This is a genomic window from Nocardia sp. NPDC050378 (genome assembly GCF_040655675.1).
GTDB classification, from domain to species: domain Bacteria; phylum Actinomycetota; class Actinomycetes; order Mycobacteriales; family Mycobacteriaceae; genus Nocardia; species Nocardia coubleae.
Genome location: NZ_JBFAKI010000020.1, coordinates 23663 through 39302, shown reverse-complemented (window position 1 = coordinate 39302; position 15640 = coordinate 23663). Strand labels below are relative to the sequence as shown.

Below are 15640 nucleotides of genomic sequence, written 5' to 3'. Positions count from 1 at the left end.
GCAGGTCCGATCCGGTGCTGTCGTCGACCGAAGCCGTCGCAGGTGGGATAACTCACGGCTGTCTCGGGATGCGGTGGGATGCTCGGGCCCGTTGCATAGAAGCGTGACTTCTTCCCTCGCGACCTCCGAACGCCTCGACGCGCCACGCACCAGCTGGCATGTCCCGGCGATGCTCGCGTTGGCGCTGGGAGGGTTCGGTATCGGCACCACCGAGTTCGTGACCATGGGCCTGCTGCCCGATATCGCCGCGGCCTTCGGCATCTCCGAGCCGTCGGCCGGGCACGCGGTGTCGGCGTATGCGCTCGGCGTCGTGGTGGGCGCGCCGTTGATCGCGGCGCTGTGCGCGCGGGTGCCGCGCAAGAAACTGCTCATCGTGCTGATGGCCGCGTTCACCCTCGGCAACGCGGCGACGGTGCTCGCACCGACCTTCGGGACGCTGGTGGCGGCCCGATTCGTGTCCGGTCTGCCGCACGGCGCGTACTTCGGTGTGGCCTCCCTCGCCGCCGCGACGCTCGCGCCTGTCGGGCAGCGGGCCAAGGCGGTGGCGGCGGTGATGCTCGGTCTGAGCGTGGCGAATGTGGTCGGTGTCCCCGGCGCGACCTGGCTCGGACAGCACTTCGGCTGGCGCGACGCCTACGTCGTCGTCACTTTCATCGGGGTCGCGACGGTGGCCGCGCTGTGGCGCTACCTGCCTGCCCTGAGCGACATGAAGATCACCAACCCGATGACCGAACTCGGTGCCCTGCGCCGCCCCCAGGTCCTGCTCACCCTCGCGGTCGGCGCCATCGGCTTCGGCGGCATGTTCGCGGTGTACACCTACATCGCCACCACCATGACCGACGTCGCGGGCATGCCGATCGGTGCCGTGCCCATCGTGCTCGCCCTGTTCGGCCTCGGCATGATCGCGGGCAACATCGTCGGCGGCATCCTCGCCGACCGCGGCGTCGACCGTTCGATCTTCGCCGCGATGATCGCGATGATGGTCATCCTGGCCGGCTTCGTCCTCGCCGCCCACAACCCGATCACCGCCGCCATCGGCGCCTTCCTCGTCGGCGCCTCCGGCGCCGCCCTGGCCCCCGGCCTGCAAACCCGCCTCATGGACGTCGCCGCCGACGCCCAAACCCTGGCCGCCGCCCTCAACCACGCCGCCCTCAACATCGCCAACGCCGCGGGCGCCTGGCTCGGCGGCCTCGTCATCGCCGCGGGCCTCGGCTACACCGCGCCCGCTCTGGTCGGCGCCGTCCTCGCCATCGCAGGCGTCGCCCTCTTCACCGTCACCGTCCTCCTGGCACGCCGCACCACCCCCAACACGCCGTAACCGATTCCGCGCGGAATACCTTGCGGCATAAGGGACTCCGCATGCCGAGCTACCTCCACGAGGGTTTGCTTGATCTGTTCCGCACCGACGCTCTGCTGGCACCGACGTTGCTGGCAGAGGAGTTCGGCATCCCGCTACCCGGCTTGTCCCGCATGCGGGCCGAGTCGTGCGACTTCACCGATATCGGGCCGAAGGAGTTCCGTGGAGACCTCGCACTCAGCACACACGACGATCGTGATCTGCCGGTGCTCGGGGTCTGTGTCGAGGTCCAATTGGCGGATCGAGCTCGACAATGTCGGATCCGTCGTCCAGCCATTGGTGCTCGGTCCCGACCGCTTCCCGGTCGTAACCGACCCCGAGGACGCCAGACGCCGTCCCGAGCGCGCCACGTTGTCGGCGATCGCCCACGGTGCGGGACCGCACATGGAGGAGGTCCTCGCTGCCTTCCTCGCCAGCCTGATGAAAACCGACGACGAACATGCGAAAATGTATCTTGATCTGGTCGACGACGCGTTGACCCTCGCGGCAAGCCGACGCCTGGAGGACCTCATGAAGAACACTCCCGAGTACCGGGGTCGCATCGCCACGAAATATGTGGCGAAAGGGCGTGAGGAGGGCCGGGCCGAGCAGGCAGCACGGGCGGTGTCGACCGTGCTCACTGCGCGGGGGCTCGAATTGTCTGCCGCTCAACGCGCGCGGCTCGCCGCCTGTACTGATCTGGACCAGCTCGATGCGTGGCTGGAGCAAGCCGTCACGGCGACCAGTACGGACGAACTCTTCGGCTGAATCCCGGATTTGCCCGGGCGGAGTCGAGGCCGCCCGGGCAGGTGCGAATTAGGCGGGGCAGACGGCGGCGGAGCCGCACTGGAGCTGGCGGAAGAGGTCGGCGAAGTCATCGAGGATGGCGCTGCCGGAGGTTGCTCCGCCCGGGGCGGGCTCGCCGGGGGCGACCACGGGGGCGAGGGGAGCCGCGGTGGCGGGGGCTGCGGTGAGGACTGCTCCGAATGCCAGTGCGGTGATGCCCGCGGCGATCAGCTTGGTGAACGACATAGTGGATCCTGTTCGGTTCTCGATGGTGGATAGCGGTTCGCAGTCTCGCATAGTTGACCGATCAGTCTCAATAGATGTGAGACGTAAACCCTTGCCCCCGGGCTGTTTTCCGGCAGAAATGGAACGAACAGTATTTTTTTGTCGGCTCGTGATCGGAGGTCAGTGACGGCAACTCCGGCGCGGAAATCGCAGGTGGGGCGCTGACGTTGGGTGCCGGGCAGGCGAGCGGACGGTTCGCGCTGTATATGATCCACTCGCTGTGCTCGGGGGGAAGATCTCATGGAGACCCCGCGCGTCTTTCAACAGGAGGGGTTGTCCGTGCGAAACCGAATTGCGCTGTGCGCCACCGTCGTGGCTACGGGAATGCTGCTGGCCGGATGTCAGGAAGAGCTGCCGAGTGGCAAGCCCGCCCCGTCGACGTCCGCCACGACTACCGCCCAGGCGCCCGCGACGCCGAACGCTGACGGCGTGCTGAACCCGGGTGACATCGGCAAGCTCGAATCGGGTGTCGAACTGTCGATCCTGAAGGTCGAGGCCGACGAGGTGGAGCGCGAGGGCACCGTTTCGGTGTTCACCTTCCAGCTCAACAACACGGGAAAGACCACGCTCGAACACTGGTCGCGCCCCACCCTGGTGTACGGCGCCGACGGCACCGCCGCCGAATACGTGCTGTCCCTGGACAAGAAGTACCAGTACGGCATGGAGGGCAAGCTGCCGCCCGGTTCCAAGCAGACCATCAAGATCGCCTACGCGGTCCCGGTCGACAAGCTGAACCCCGCGGTCATCACCTCCGAAGAGCTGATCTGGCGCGGCGACTTCAGCAAGTACAACAAGAGCTGACCACCAACGCCGACCGGATCGACAGATCCGGTCGGCGTTGCCGTCCCCACTGGCTAGCGTGGGTGGATGGAATCGCACTACGAAACGTGCCCGTCGACAGGGACGCCGTCATGAGCACCATCCTCATCACCGGTGCCAGCTCGGGGCTCGGCGCGGAGATGGCCCGCCAGTTCGCGGCCCTCGGCTACGACCTCGGCCTGTGCGCCCGCCGCACCGAGCGCCTCGACGAGCTGCGCACCGAGATCCTCGCCGAACACCCCGACCGGGTCGTCTCGGTGAAACAGCTCGATGTCACCGACGACACTGCTGTGTTCACCGTCTTCGACGAGTTCGCCGACGAGTTCGGCACCCTCGACCGGGTGATCGTCAACGCCGGACTCGGCAAGGGCGCACCGCTGGGTACCGGTAAGCATGCGGCCAACCGTGAAACCGCCGTGGTGAATTTCCTTGCGGCGCTTGCCCAAACCGAGGCGGCCATGAAGATCTTCCGCGCTCAGGCGCGGGGCCACCTGGTGATGATCTCCTCGATCTCCGGCCTGCGTGGAATGCCGAAAACCCTCACCACCTATGCCGCGACCAAGGCCGGAGTCGCCGCACTCGCCGAGGGACTCCGCGCCGAAGCTGTTCCTGGCGTGGATGTGTCGGTGATCTACCCGGGCTATATCCGCTCGGAGATGAACGACCGCATCAAGCACGAGCCGAAGTTCATGGTGGACACCGAAACCGGCGTACGCGCCATGGTCGCGGCGATCGAGAAGCGCCGCACCAAGGCGTATGTCCCCAGCTGGCCGTGGGTGCCCCTGGGCTACGCCCTGCGCATCCTGCCATCGCCTGTCGTGCGCAAAATGCTGTGAACACCACGGAGGCCGTGCGGGCGAAGATGATCGCCCGCACGGCCTCCGATGGTGGATCAGTGCTGACGCGGCAGCAGGTGCACGCCGTGCTTGTCGGTGGACAAGGCCAGTGAGGAGATGTACTGGATCTCTCCCTCGGGACCGGGGACGGCCGAGGCGATCATGTCGGGGCGCTCGAACTCCAGGCCGGTGACGTGGCAGGGGAGTAGTTCGCCCGAGGGGTTGCCGTGTTCGTCGAACATCGGGGTCTCGATGCCGTCGTCGGAGCGGCGCAGGTAGTACTTGCCCTTGGTCGCCAGCGCGGTGAGCGGGGTGGCGATGAACGATACGAGGACCGCGACCAGCGGGGAGTACGGCTTCAGCAGCTCACCGAACAGGCCGAAGAAGGTCATGATCGACAGCACCGCCGACAACCCGAAACCGACCAGGCCCACGGGGTTGAAGTCGTAGAGCATGCCGCGCCGGAACTCCGGAACCTTCGGCGAGATCTTCAGCAGGTACTTGTTGACCGCGATGTCGGTGGCGACGGTGACGATCCAGGCGATGCCGCAGTTGGCGTAGAAGCCGAGAATGCTGTTGAGGAAGTCGAACATGTCGGCTTCCATCAGGATCAGCGCGACGACCAGGTTCACCACGAGGAACACCAGGCGGCCAGGGTAGGTCTTGGTGACGCGGGTGTAGGAGTTGGTCCAGGCCAGCGAGCCGGAGTAGGCGTTGGTGACATTGATCTTCACCTGGCTGATGACCACGAGCACCACCGCGAGCGTCATGGCGAGCCAGCCGGGAACCATGTCGCGGTAGATCTCCAGGAACTGGTGCACCGGCTGGTTCGCGATCGACTGCGCCGCAGGCAGATTCGCGATCAGGTACACCGCGAGGAACAGGCCGACCACCTGCTTGGCCGCGCCGAACAGCACCCAGCCGGGCCCGGCCAGCAGCATCCAGCCCCACCACTTGGCCCGGTTCTGCGGGGTGCGCGGCGGCATGAAGCGCAGGTAGTCGATCTGCTCGGCGATCTGAGCGATCAGCGACAGGCACACACCGGCGGCCAGCAGCGCACCGGACACGCTCACGCCCTGGCCGTCCTTACCGCCGTAGGCGAAGAACGAACCGACCGATTCGGGGTGGCGAACCAGCAGGAACCCGAACGGCGCGACCATCAGCAACAGCCACAGCGGCGTGGTCCACACCTGCAATTCGGCCAGGGTGTTCATGCCGTAGATGACCAGCGGGAAGATGATCACCGTCGAGGCGAGATATCCCAGCCACAACGGAATTCCGAGCCCTAATTCCAGGCCTTGCGCCATGATCGAACCTTCGAGTGCGAAGAAGATGAAGGTGAACGACGCGAACACGATATTGGTGATCACCGACCCGTAGTAACCGAATCCGCTACCGCGCGTGATCAGGTCGAGATCGATGTTGTAGCGCGCCGCGTAATAGGCGAGCGGAAAGCCGGTGAGCATCACGACGACGGCGAAGATACCGATGCCGATCAGGGCGTTTCCGGTGCCGTGCGCGATGCCGATATTGGCGCCGATCGCGAAATCGGCCAGATACGCGATGCCGCCGAGCGCGGAGATGCCGACGACCGCCGGGCTCCATTTTCGGTAGCTCCGGGGGGGCGAAGCGCAGCGTGTAGTCCTCGAGTGTTTCTTTGGCGGCGGTATCAGCTCCGGCCATTTACCTCTCTCCTTCATCCGCTGCCGCTCGAATTCGGCGACTCACCGACGGTCGTGCACGGATGTAGACGGGTATTTTCCGATTCGTTACGCCGCTGTTACGTAACTTCGAGGTGACCGGGGTCACCGAAACCGTCCACGCGGAAACAAGCACGGATGTATGTTTCGCAGAGGACGAACGTCAGGAGCGAACAGTGTTCGAGTGGTCCGAGACCGATCTGATGATCCGCGATGCCGTGCGGACCTTCATCGACAAGGAGGTCCGCCCGCACCTCGACGCCCTCGACAGCGGCGAGATGCTGCCGTACCCGATTCTGCGAAAACTGTTCAGCCAGTTCGGCATCGACACCATGGCCGAGGACATGGTCACCAAGATGCTCGCCAAGGAGGAAAGCGAAGAGGGTGGCGGGAGCAAGCGCGGCCCGTTCGGCGATCAGCAGTCGATGATGGCGGTTCTCATCAGCGAATTGTCCGGCGTGTGTATGGGTTTGGTGTCCGCGCTCGGGGTGAGCATCGGCCTGGGCGCCACCACCATCATGTCGCGCGGCACGCTCGCGCAGAAACAGCGCTGGCTCGCCGATATCGTGACTCTGCGCAAGGTGGCCTCCTGGGCGATCACCGAACCCGACTCCGGCTCGGACGCTTTCGGCGGCATGAAGACTCGCGTCGAACGCGACGGCGAGGACTACATCCTCAACGGCCAGAAGACCTTCATCACCAACGGCCCGTGCGCCGACGTGATCATCGTCTACGCCAAGCTCGACGAAGGCGACGGTGCCGACAAACGCGACCGCAAGGTGCTCACCTTCGTGCTCGACAAGGGCATGGAGGGCCTCACCCAGGGCAAACCGTTCAAGAAGATGGGCCTGCACTCCTCACCCACCGGCGAGCTGTTCTTCGACAACGTCCGGCTCGGTAAGGACCGGCTGCTCGGCGAGACCGAGGACCACCGAGGTGGCGACGGAAGGGAAAGCGCCCGAGCCAGTTTCACCGCCGAGCGGATCGGTGTGGGGTTCATGGCGCTCGGCGTGATCGAGGAATGCCACCGGCTGTGCGTGGACTACGCGCGCAACCGCACCCTGTGGGGTCAGGAGATCGGGCGCTTCCAGCTCATCCAGCTCAAACTGGCCAAGATGGAAGTCGCGCGGATCAATGTGCGCAACATGGTGTTCAACGTGCTCGAGCGCGGCAAGGCGGGCAAGCCGCCGAGCCTGGCCGAGGCCTCGGCGATGAAGCTGTACTGCTCCGAGGCCGCCACCGAGGTGGCGATGGAGGCCGTGCAGCTGTTCGGCGGCAACGGCTACATGAGCGAGTACCGCGTCGAACAGCTCGCCCGCGACGCCAAGTCGCTGATGATCTATGCGGGCAGCAACGAGATCCAGGTGACCCACATCGCCAAAGGCCTGCTCGCGCGCTGATCACACCGCGCGCAGGTGTCCCCGGCTGGCGTAGATGTGCTCGGCGATGAGTGTCGCGATCCGGTCGGGGGCCTCGAGCATCGGCACGTGCCCCACCCCGTGCACCAGGATGCGATCCGCCGATGCGGGCAGCTCGCGCAGGTAGTGGGTGGCGTAGACGCTGTTGGGGATGATCCGGTCGTACTCGGCGAGCAGCATGCGGATGGGTGTTTCCAGTTCGGCGAGGTCGTCCATGCCGGGCGCGCGCAGGCTGCCGAGGATCAACGGCACGATCACGTCGCAGTGCAGTGCGGCGATGAGCGTGGTGACCAGTTCGTGGCGTGGCACGGCTCCGGTGCGTTTGGTCAGCAGCAGCGCCGTGGCGTGCTGCACCAACCGGTTGTTGATCGCGACCTCACCGAGACGCCTGCCGACGGCGATGAACGGCAGCAGCGACGCGAACTTGACGCCGATCCTGACCTGGGTGATCGAGGGCGAGGCCCAACCTCCCGCCGCCGCGATGGTGGTGAGAGTGCGGGCCCGACCGCGTCGCGCGAGCTCGAGACCCACCCAGCCGCCGAGCGAATTGCCCGCGATATGGCAGGTGCGCCAACCCAATTCGTCGAGCTGGTCCTCGATCTGGTCGGCCAGGGCGTACACGTCGAGCGTCCAGCCCTCGACTTTGGGTCCACCCCAGTGCCCGGCGAACGCGGGCGCGTACACCTCGCAGTGGGCGGCCATGCGGTGGGCGACCTGCTCCCAACAGTGTGGCGACAACATGAATCCGTGCAACAGCAGCACGGGGTCGCCGGACCCGAGATGCAGGGCCGCGATCGGCTCCGGCCGGGCGGGGGACTTGGCGGTGCGTGACGTCATCGTCATCACCCCTTCCTGGACGACAGTGTCCTGTTACCCGAGGTTACGCGGGGGAACCGCCGAGCGCGGGCTGTTGCCGGGCCGGCGATCACAACGTTCGCGCCGCCGGGTTGTTCCCCTACACGTTCGGGAATACCCGCCGATGTACCGTCCTACGCGTGGCAATCATTCTCTCGACCGTGAACGTCAACGGCGTCCGCGCGGCGGCGACCAAAGGCATGCTCGCCTGGCTCGACGCCACCGAAGCCGACATCGTCTGCCTGCAGGAGACCAGGGCCACCGACGCGCAAACCGCCGCCGCGCTGGCTCCCGCACTCGCGGCCGGGTGGGTGCTCACCCATGCCGAACCGGAGTCGAAGGGCCGCGCCGGTGTCGGCATCCTGTCGCGGCGCGCGCCCGATGCGGTGCGGGTCGGTTTCGGCAGTACCGAGTTCGCCGCGTCGGGCCGCTACCTCGAGGCCGACTTCGGCGAGCTCACCGTGGCGAGTGTGTACGTCCATTCGGGCGAGGAGAACACACCCAAGCAGGACGAGAAGTACCGCTTCATGGCCGAACTCGGCGCCTACCTGAAGGCCAGGACCGGTGAGTTCGTGGTGAGCGGCGACTGGAACATCGCCCCCGCCGAGGTGGACCTGAAGAACTGGAAGGGCAACCAGAAGTCGGCGGGCTTCCTGCCCGAGGAACGCGCCTGGATCGCCGAACTGCTCGCCGCGGGCTTTGTCGACGTGGTCCGCGCCCTGCACCCCGATGTCGCGGGCCCGTACAGCTGGTGGTCCTACCGAGGCCGCGCCTTCGACAACGACTCCGGGTGGCGAATCGATTACCAGCTCGCCCGAGGTGAACTCACCGGCCGCGCCAAGCAGGCCGTCGTCGAACGCGCCGCCGCCTACGACCAGCGCTGGTCCGACCACGCGCCGGTTACTGTGCAATATCGATGAACATCTCACGGAAAACTCTCGGTTTGCTCGGCGGACTGGTCCTTATCCTCGCCGCGCTCGGCCTGACTCTGTTCGGTGGTCGTGGTTCGGATTCGACTACGGCGGCGACCACCACCCGCGCGGTCGCGTCGTCGACCGCGCCGAAACCCGCGGCACCTGCGGCGAAACCGTCGGCGAATCCGTCTGCGGCGCCGGTCACCAAGGTGGCGGGGGTCCCGGATCGGGCCTACGCCACGCTCGTCGAGATCGATGCGGGGCGCTGGCCGGATTCGGCGAACGCGCCAGGTACCAAGGGTGGCGAGCAGTTCATGAACCGGGGAACCAAACTGCCGCCCAAGGATTCGGCGGGCAATCCGGTGAAGTATCAGGAGTGGGATGTGAATCCCAAGCAGCGCAACCGTGGTCGCGACGCGGAACGCATCGTCACCGGTAGCGACGGCAGCGCCTGGTACACCGGTGACCACTACGAGACGTTCACGAGGATGCGCTGATGCCGATGACGCTGTCGCAGTTCCTTGCCCGCCCACCCGCCGACGCGCCCGCCGCTGCCGACCCACCGGTGCTCGGCGCCATGGCGGTGGACGCCAATCAGTTCAGCGCCATCCGTTACGACGCCCCCGCCGACTACCGCGTGCGCGAACTACGCGGCCCCAAGATGCGCGATATCGCCACCCTGTTCGACGAGTTCGCGGCCGCCTTCCAGTTCCCGTACTACTTCGGCGCGAACAAGGACGCCTTCGACGAATGCCTCCGCGACCTCGACGATTTCGTCGGCGACGCGCCCGGTTACGTCGCGGTGGTCCGCACCGCCGACGACCTGCTCGCCGACGAGCCGACCGAACGCGCCTGGTTCGAGGCGGCCATGCGCGATTGCGCCGCGTACTGGTCGCGTCGCGATGTGGTGTTCCGGGTTGTCATGCAGGGCGATCCGGCGGGTTTCACAGCGGTCGCGCTCACCGACTGAGCGGCTGTGCCACTGGAATTGACGGCTGCCCCAGCCCGTTTCGCCGCCATACCTTGTGATCCGATGCGGTCGTCCCGGACCGCCGGTGAGGAGAGACGATGAAGCGAGTGCTGGCAGGCGCGGGGATTTGCGCCGCGATGACGGTGATCGGAATGGGGACCGCTGCGGCGGACGACGGTGCGGCCGCGACGGGTTCGGCGTCGACCCTGCCCGTGCTACTGCTGAACGCGCTGAGTTCGGGTTCGGCGCAGCCTTGTGACGGCATCATGCTCGACGTGTGCACGCCGATCGGGCCCGCGAGTGCCGAGCAGGCCGTCGCGCAACCGATCGCCGACAGCGGATCGGCACTGCTTCCGGATCTCAGTTCGCTGGGGGGCAACCTGATCGGCTGGCTGGCCAATGGGTCGTCGGAACCGTGCTACAGCTTCGGCCCCAACTGTGCGTGGGAGTGAGTAGCTAGCCGTACCGCCCGGCCAGATCGTCGCCGAGCAACACGAACACGTCGGTGATCTGCTCGACGAGTTCCTGGCGGGTCAGGTCGAGGTCGCCAGCCAGCCAGGTCGTCAGGGTCTGGGTCAGGCCGCCGACCAGGTAGATCGCGCGGAAGTCGATCAGGTTCTGCGGTACGTCGCCGCCGTAGAAGCCGGTGCCCTCGGTGGCGACGAGCCGGGCGAACGTGCGCACCGTCCGTGCGGTGCGCGCACGGAGTTCCGGTGTGGCCATACCGGCGATGAGCGCCGCGCGGGCCTTGCGCGGGTCGTCGATCAGGACCGCGATTCCCGCGTCGATCGCGGCGTGCGCCTGGGCGCGGCTGTCCGCCGGTGCGCTTGCCAGGGCCGTCAGGATGGCGGCGGCCAGTTCTTCGGCGATGCGATCGAGCAGTGCTTCGAGCACGCTCTCGCGTCGTTCGAAATTCTCGTAGTAGTAGCGCTCGTTGAGACCGGCGCGGGCGCACAGCCCGGCGACGGTGAGTTTGGCCTGCCCGTCCTCGGCGAGGATGTCGAGCGCCGCGTCCAGCAGCGCTGCGCGGCGCTGCGCCTGGCGTTGTTCGGCGGAGACGCCCCCGTATGTCCGTTGTGCAGCCACGGGCTCCATTGTGCTGCCACCGTCCGTTCGCGGGTGTTTTGGTAGAGAGTCTTGCCAGATTATCAATTCTGGAGGATTCTATTGCCAGATGCACTCGACGAGGAGGCGCGACATGGCCGCACGGCAGGGCGAACCCGGATATTTCGCCGACGATTCGATGATTCGCAGGGTGATGAGCAAGCGTGCGGTCGGCGTCACCTACGGCCTGCGCGCCCTGGTCATCGGCGCGGTCCACCCGCTGCTGTTCGTCGGGACCAGCGAGCACACGGCCCACCGGGCGACTCCCTACACGCGCCTGGCTGTCACCGGCGCCCTGTTCGAATCGGTCTTCCTCGGCAGCAAGACCGAGGCCGACCGGGCGCTCGCCTTCACCCGGCGCAAGCACGAGCGGGTGGTCGGCGCGCTCCCCGAGGACGCGGGCCCACACCACCGGGCGGGCACCGCCTACGCGGCCCTCGACCCGCACCTGATGTTCATGACCATGGCCTTCACCTTCGATTCCGCCGAGGTGATGTACGACCGGCTGGTCCGCGAACTCACCCCGACCGAACGCGAGGACCTCTACCAGGACTACGTGCGCTGGGGCGAGCTGTTCGGCATGCCGCGCGAGGCCGCCCCCGCCGACTACCCGGCCTTCCGCCGCTACTTCGACGGCTACCTCGACTCGGCCGAACCGTTCCTCACCGACGAAGCCGAGCTGGTCGGCTCCTACCTGGCCGGTCATCGCAAGGCCTACCGGTTGCGCCCACCCGTCGAACAGGTCGGCAGTGCGCTGTATCTGCTGGTCCAGGGCAGTTTGCCCGCGCGTATCCGGCGGATGTACGGCATCGAGTGGGACCTCGCCGACGAGCTCGCCCACCGCGCCCTGTGCCGCAGCATCCGCACCGCGCACCTCGCGCCGCCGCTGGCGCCACGAGTGCTCGCCGGGGCGCTCGCCGGGCGAAGCACCCCGTCCTATCAGCTGCTCGCCCGCCGTGAACAGCACATGATCCGGCAGGGGAAGCCGAGCATGCCGGGTGTCGATCCGCGCAACTGGGTGCAGCGAAATTGCGGTGCGACCGGCGGGCTGGGACACGCCGGCCCGGCGTAACCACGCAGGGCCCTCGGGAGCACCGCCGGACAAATCAGTTCGAGGGGCATGGAAAGATTGGGGCATGTCCAGTCCTGCCCCGGCCGCGACGGCCGAACGTAAGCAGCGGGTGCTGTCGGGCATCCAGCCCACCAGCGACTCCTTCCACCTCGGCAACTACCTGGGTGCGCTGCAGTACTGGGTGACGATGCAGGACGACTACGACGCGATGTATTTCATCCCCGACCTGCACGCCATCACCGTGAGCCAGGATCCGAAGGCGCTGCGCGCGCGGACCAAAGCCGCTGTCGCCCAGCTGCTCGCCCTCGGCATCGACCCCGGGAAGTCGACCCTGTTCGTGCAGAGCCAGGTGCCCGAGCACGCCGAGCTGTCGTGGGTGCTCAGCTGCATCACCGGTTTCGGCGAGGCGGGCCGGATGACGCAGTTCAAGGACAAGTCCGCCAAGCAGGGCGCCGAGAACGCGACCGTCGGCCTGTTCACCTACCCGGTGCTGATGGCCGCCGACATCCTGCTCTATCGCCCGCACCAGGTGCCCGTCGGCGAGGATCAGCGCCAGCACCTCGAGCTCACCCGAAACCTGGCGCAGCGCTTCAACACTCGCTTCAAGAAGACCTTCGTCGTGCCCGAACCGCATATCGTGAAGGGCACCGCCAAGATCTACGACCTGCAGGATCCGACCGCGAAGATGAGCAAGTCCGCGGCCAGCGACGCCGGGCTCATCAACCTGCTCGACGACCCGAAGGTCACCGCGAAGAAGGTACGCTCGGCCGTCACCGACACCGGCCGCGAGATCGTCTACGACCCCGAAACCAAGCCGGGCGTGAGCAACCTGCTGGTGATCCTCAGTTCGCTCACCGAAACCCCCATCGTCAGCTTGGAACAGAATTTCGCGGGTAAAGGCTACGGTGAGCTCAAGGCCGAAGTGGCCGACGCGCTGGTCGAATTCGTGACGCCCGTGCAGAAGAAGGTGAAGGACTATCTGTCGGATCAGGCAGAGCTGGACCGGATCCTGGCTTCGGGGGCCGAGCGGGCGCGTGAGATCGCAGGTAACACACTTGCTCAGGTGTACGACCGGGTCGGGTTCCTCGCTCGCTGACCCTGCCGCGCACCCGAGGTTTCGGCTGAAGAGGGGCGCGTGACATGCAGGTGATCGACAACATCTCGGCCACTGTCGAGAAGCAGGTCAAGAGCAGGCCGTGGCTGGATCATCTGGTCCGGGCCGGTGGGCGGTTCCAGCGTCAGCGCGGTGACTACTTCGCCGCGGGCATCACGTATTTCACTGTGCTTTCGCTGTTTCCGCTGTTGATGGTCGCGTTCTCGATCGCGGGTTTCATCCTCGTCGGGCAACCGGACCTGCTGAACGAGCTGCAGGCCAAGGTGATCGAGAAGGTGCCTGGTTCCTTCGGTGAGCAGATCAACGACCTCATCAAGCAAGCCATCGATTCGCGCGGCACCGTCGGTGTGCTCGGTCTGCTGACCGGTCTGTACACCGGCCTGGGCTGGATCGCGAACCTGCGCGCGGCGCTCACCGAGCAGTGGGAGTCCCAGACTCCCGACAAGCCGTGGTGGCGGGAGAAGCTGTCCGATCTCGGCGCGCTGCTCGGCCTGTTCCTCGCCCTCGTGGTGTCGCTCGGTCTGTCGACGGTCGCCAACAGCGGCCTCGCCGCGAAGCTGCTGAAATCGGTTGGCCTCGACGGTGTTCCCGGTGCGTCGGTGGTGTTGTCGATCGTGTCCATCGCGCTCGGCCTGCTCGCGACCTGGGCGGTGTTCGCCTGGGTGATCGCCCGGCTGCCGCGCGAACCGGTGACGCTGCGCAGCGCGGTGAAGGCGGCGGCGATCGCCGCGGTGGCCTTCGAGATCTTCAAGTTCGTCGCCGCGATCTACCTGCGGATGGTGCTGTCGAGCCCGGCGGGCGCCACCTTCGGTTCGATCATCGGTCTGATGGTCTTCAGCTACATCACCTTCCGCATCCTGCTGTTCGCCACCGCGTGGGCGGCGACCTCGTCGGACAACGACCACACCGAGATCGCCCCGCCCGCCCCGGTCGTCATCCAGCCGCGCGTGGTCGACAAGAACCTGTCCACCGGTGCCGGTGCGGCCGCCTTCGGCGCGGGCGCGCTCGCCGCCCTGGCCCTCGTCGTGTTCGGGCGCCGCCGGTAGCTCAGCGACTGCGCCAGGCGCGCCGGGCCAGCAGCAACAGGGCGAGCATCACGACCGGGCCCGCGATGAGCGCGGCGGTGCGCGCCCCTTCATGGGCGGACCGCGAGACCTCCGGCCGGCTGCCGTCGGCGCGCGGCGGGGGTGAGGCGAGCGGGACGCTCGGCTGGATCAGGTCGTCGCCCACTTCCGGCAGCTTGCCGATGCGCGCGTCGGAGTCGAGGGCGAAGCCGTAGTCGAGCAGGCGTGCGGCCTGTTCCCAGGGGCGGATGGGGCGCACGTCGGCCTGCAACAGGGTGACCACGAGGCGGTGTCCGTCGCGTTCGGCGGCGGCCACGAAGGTCTGGCGGGCGTCGTCGGTGAAGCCGGTCTTGCCGCCGATGGCGCCGGGGTAGTTGTAGAGCAGCTGGTTGTCGTTGCCGATGGGGAAGCCGGGGTGGTCTGCTTTGTCAAAGTTGTCGTCGGGGATCTTCGGGTCGGCGGGGTAGCCGGGGAAGTCGACCTGTTCGGTGTGGATGAACTCGGCGAACAGCGGAATCGACATCGCCTCCCGGAACAGCACCGACAGGTCGTAGGCGGAGGTGCTCATCCCGGGGCCGTCGAGGCCCGACGGCGTGGCCGCGCGAGTGTCCATGGCGCGCAAGGACTTCGCGAGGTCGTTCATCTTCGCCACGGCCGCCTTGTCGCCACCGAGCTGGGTGGCGATGGCGTGCGCGGCGTCGTTGCCCGAGCACATGATGAGGGCCTGCATGAGCTGACGGTTGGTGTAGCGGCCGCCGGGTCCGATGCCGACGCGGGTGCCGTCGACATCGGCGTCGGCCTGGGTGCCGATCACCACCTTGTCCAGGTCGAGGGTGCGCAGGGCGACGATGGCCAGGGCCACCTTGATCGTGCTGGCCGGTCGATACCGGCCGTGCGGGTCCTTGGCGGCCAGCACGCGTCCGGTGTCGAGGTCCGACACCATCCACGCGGTCGCCGAGATGTCGGCGGGCAGCGATGGAGCGCCGACCGGCAACACCACGCCGCATTCGCCGAGCCGGTCGCCGCCGATCGGTTTGTCGGGAACCGGCAGTTCGGCGGGTGCCGACTCGCCCGGCGCCGGGACCTCCGAGGAGTCGATCGGGGCCGGTGGCCTGGTCTTCTGCGGGCAGCCGTCGGTGTTCGGCGTGGTGAACGGGGTGGTGGTGGTCGAGCCGGTGGGGCCGGGCTGGGCCTGTGCGGGACCGAGCGTGAGAGCGGCCGCGGTGGCGGCGGCGCCGAGGAGGCAGGCGGCGCGCACGCCGTGTTCGCGGATCTTCATCAGCGCAGAGCCTAGCGAGCCGCCACGCCGATTTCCCGCCGAGCCTGTCCTCCTATTGACTCCTACTACTAAATGAGAGTTACTAACA

Annotated in this window: 16 protein-coding genes and 1 pseudogene; 12 read left to right on the top strand and 5 right to left on the bottom strand. The window is 67.1% G+C overall.

Annotated features, from left to right (window positions below; translation table 11 throughout):
• The first annotated feature begins 169 nt into the window (after positions 1 to 169).
• Together AB0I35_RS28710 and AB0I35_RS28705 are read left to right on the top strand one after the other, a co-directional pair.
• Positions 170 to 1318, top strand: coding sequence for an MFS transporter (locus tag AB0I35_RS28710; RefSeq protein WP_357399509.1), 1149 nt, complete (start codon positions 170 to 172; stop codon positions 1316 to 1318).
• A 423-nt stretch (positions 1319 to 1741) separates the two neighbouring features.
• Complete coding sequence (locus tag AB0I35_RS28705; protein WP_357399462.1) at positions 1742 to 2104, top strand: hypothetical protein; 363 nt, start codon at positions 1742 to 1744, stop codon at positions 2102 to 2104.
• A 48-nt stretch (positions 2105 to 2152) separates the two neighbouring features.
• Here the strand turns inward: AB0I35_RS28705 and AB0I35_RS28700 are convergent, their stop codons facing one another.
• Positions 2153 to 2368: a hypothetical protein gene (locus AB0I35_RS28700; RefSeq protein WP_357399461.1), complete on the bottom strand. Its 216-nt coding sequence runs from the start codon at positions 2366 to 2368 to the stop codon at positions 2153 to 2155.
• 318 nt (positions 2369 to 2686) lie between these two features.
• Between AB0I35_RS28700 and AB0I35_RS28695 the strand changes: the two genes are divergently transcribed.
• Together AB0I35_RS28695 and AB0I35_RS28690 are read left to right on the top strand one after the other, a co-directional pair.
• A complete protein-coding gene (locus tag AB0I35_RS28695; protein WP_357399460.1) occupies positions 2687 to 3208 on the top strand; it encodes a hypothetical protein in 522 nt (173 codons plus the stop codon).
• 110 nt (positions 3209 to 3318) lie between these two features.
• The gene (locus AB0I35_RS28690; protein ID WP_357399459.1) at positions 3319 to 4062 is read left to right on the top strand and encodes an SDR family oxidoreductase; all 744 of its coding nucleotides are present in this window, start codon (positions 3319 to 3321) and stop codon (positions 4060 to 4062) included.
• A 56-nt stretch (positions 4063 to 4118) separates the two neighbouring features.
• On the opposite strand, the pseudogene AB0I35_RS28685 reads toward AB0I35_RS28690, so the two are convergent.
• Positions 4119 to 5745 (bottom strand): annotated as a pseudogene (locus AB0I35_RS28685) (hypothetical protein).
• A gap of 193 nt (positions 5746 to 5938) precedes the next feature.
• On the opposite strand from AB0I35_RS28685, the gene AB0I35_RS28680 reads away from it, so the two are divergent.
• The gene (locus AB0I35_RS28680; protein ID WP_357399458.1) at positions 5939 to 7162 is read left to right on the top strand and encodes an acyl-CoA dehydrogenase family protein; all 1224 of its coding nucleotides are present in this window, start codon (positions 5939 to 5941) and stop codon (positions 7160 to 7162) included.
• Here AB0I35_RS28680 and AB0I35_RS28675 read toward each other — a convergent pair whose 3' ends face one another.
• The gene (locus AB0I35_RS28675; protein ID WP_357399457.1) at positions 7163 to 8023 is read right to left on the bottom strand and encodes an alpha/beta hydrolase; all 861 of its coding nucleotides are present in this window, start codon (positions 8021 to 8023) and stop codon (positions 7163 to 7165) included. It abuts the gene before it with no gap.
• A 152-nt stretch (positions 8024 to 8175) separates the two neighbouring features.
• On the opposite strand from AB0I35_RS28675, the gene AB0I35_RS28670 reads away from it, so the two are divergent.
• From AB0I35_RS28670 to AB0I35_RS28655, 4 genes are all read left to right on the top strand, one after another.
• Positions 8176 to 8955, top strand: coding sequence for an exodeoxyribonuclease III (locus tag AB0I35_RS28670; protein ID WP_357399456.1), 780 nt, complete (start codon positions 8176 to 8178; stop codon positions 8953 to 8955).
• On the top strand, positions 8952 to 9446 hold the full coding sequence (locus tag AB0I35_RS28665) for a ribonuclease domain-containing protein (RefSeq protein ID WP_357399455.1): 495 nt from the start codon (positions 8952 to 8954) through the stop codon (positions 9444 to 9446). Before AB0I35_RS28670 ends, AB0I35_RS28665 begins: the two co-directional genes overlap by 4 nt.
• The gene (locus AB0I35_RS28660; RefSeq protein ID WP_357399454.1) at positions 9446 to 9919 is read left to right on the top strand and encodes a barstar family protein; all 474 of its coding nucleotides are present in this window, start codon (positions 9446 to 9448) and stop codon (positions 9917 to 9919) included. Before AB0I35_RS28665 ends, AB0I35_RS28660 begins: the two co-directional genes overlap by 1 nt.
• A gap of 98 nt (positions 9920 to 10017) precedes the next feature.
• On the top strand, positions 10018 to 10371 hold the full coding sequence (locus tag AB0I35_RS28655; protein WP_357399453.1) for a hypothetical protein: 354 nt from the start codon (positions 10018 to 10020) through the stop codon (positions 10369 to 10371).
• A 4-nt stretch (positions 10372 to 10375) separates the two neighbouring features.
• Here AB0I35_RS28655 and AB0I35_RS28650 read toward each other — a convergent pair whose 3' ends face one another.
• Complete coding sequence (locus AB0I35_RS28650; protein ID WP_357399452.1) at positions 10376 to 11014, bottom strand: TetR/AcrR family transcriptional regulator; 639 nt, start codon at positions 11012 to 11014, stop codon at positions 10376 to 10378.
• 103 nt (positions 11015 to 11117) lie between these two features.
• Between AB0I35_RS28650 and AB0I35_RS28645 the strand changes: the two genes are divergently transcribed.
• The 3 genes from AB0I35_RS28645 to yhjD all read left to right on the top strand — a co-directional run bounded on the left by AB0I35_RS28645 (position 11118) and on the right by yhjD (position 14255).
• The gene (locus AB0I35_RS28645) at positions 11118 to 12095 is read left to right on the top strand and encodes an oxygenase MpaB family protein (RefSeq protein WP_357399451.1); all 978 of its coding nucleotides are present in this window, start codon (positions 11118 to 11120) and stop codon (positions 12093 to 12095) included.
• 64 nt (positions 12096 to 12159) lie between these two features.
• Entirely contained in the window at positions 12160 to 13191 is a 1032-nt protein-coding gene (trpS, locus tag AB0I35_RS28640) for a tryptophan--tRNA ligase (RefSeq protein ID WP_357399450.1), read from the top strand.
• A 44-nt stretch (positions 13192 to 13235) separates the two neighbouring features.
• Positions 13236 to 14255, top strand: a complete 1020-nt coding sequence (gene yhjD, locus AB0I35_RS28635; protein WP_357399449.1) for an inner membrane protein YhjD — start codon at positions 13236 to 13238, stop codon at positions 14253 to 14255.
• Between the two features lies 1 nt (position 14256).
• Here yhjD and AB0I35_RS28630 read toward each other — a convergent pair whose 3' ends face one another.
• On the bottom strand, positions 14257 to 15552 hold the full coding sequence (locus tag AB0I35_RS28630) for a D-alanyl-D-alanine carboxypeptidase family protein (protein WP_357399448.1): 1296 nt from the start codon (positions 15550 to 15552) through the stop codon (positions 14257 to 14259).
• Positions 15553 to 15640: the final 88 nt, after the last annotated feature.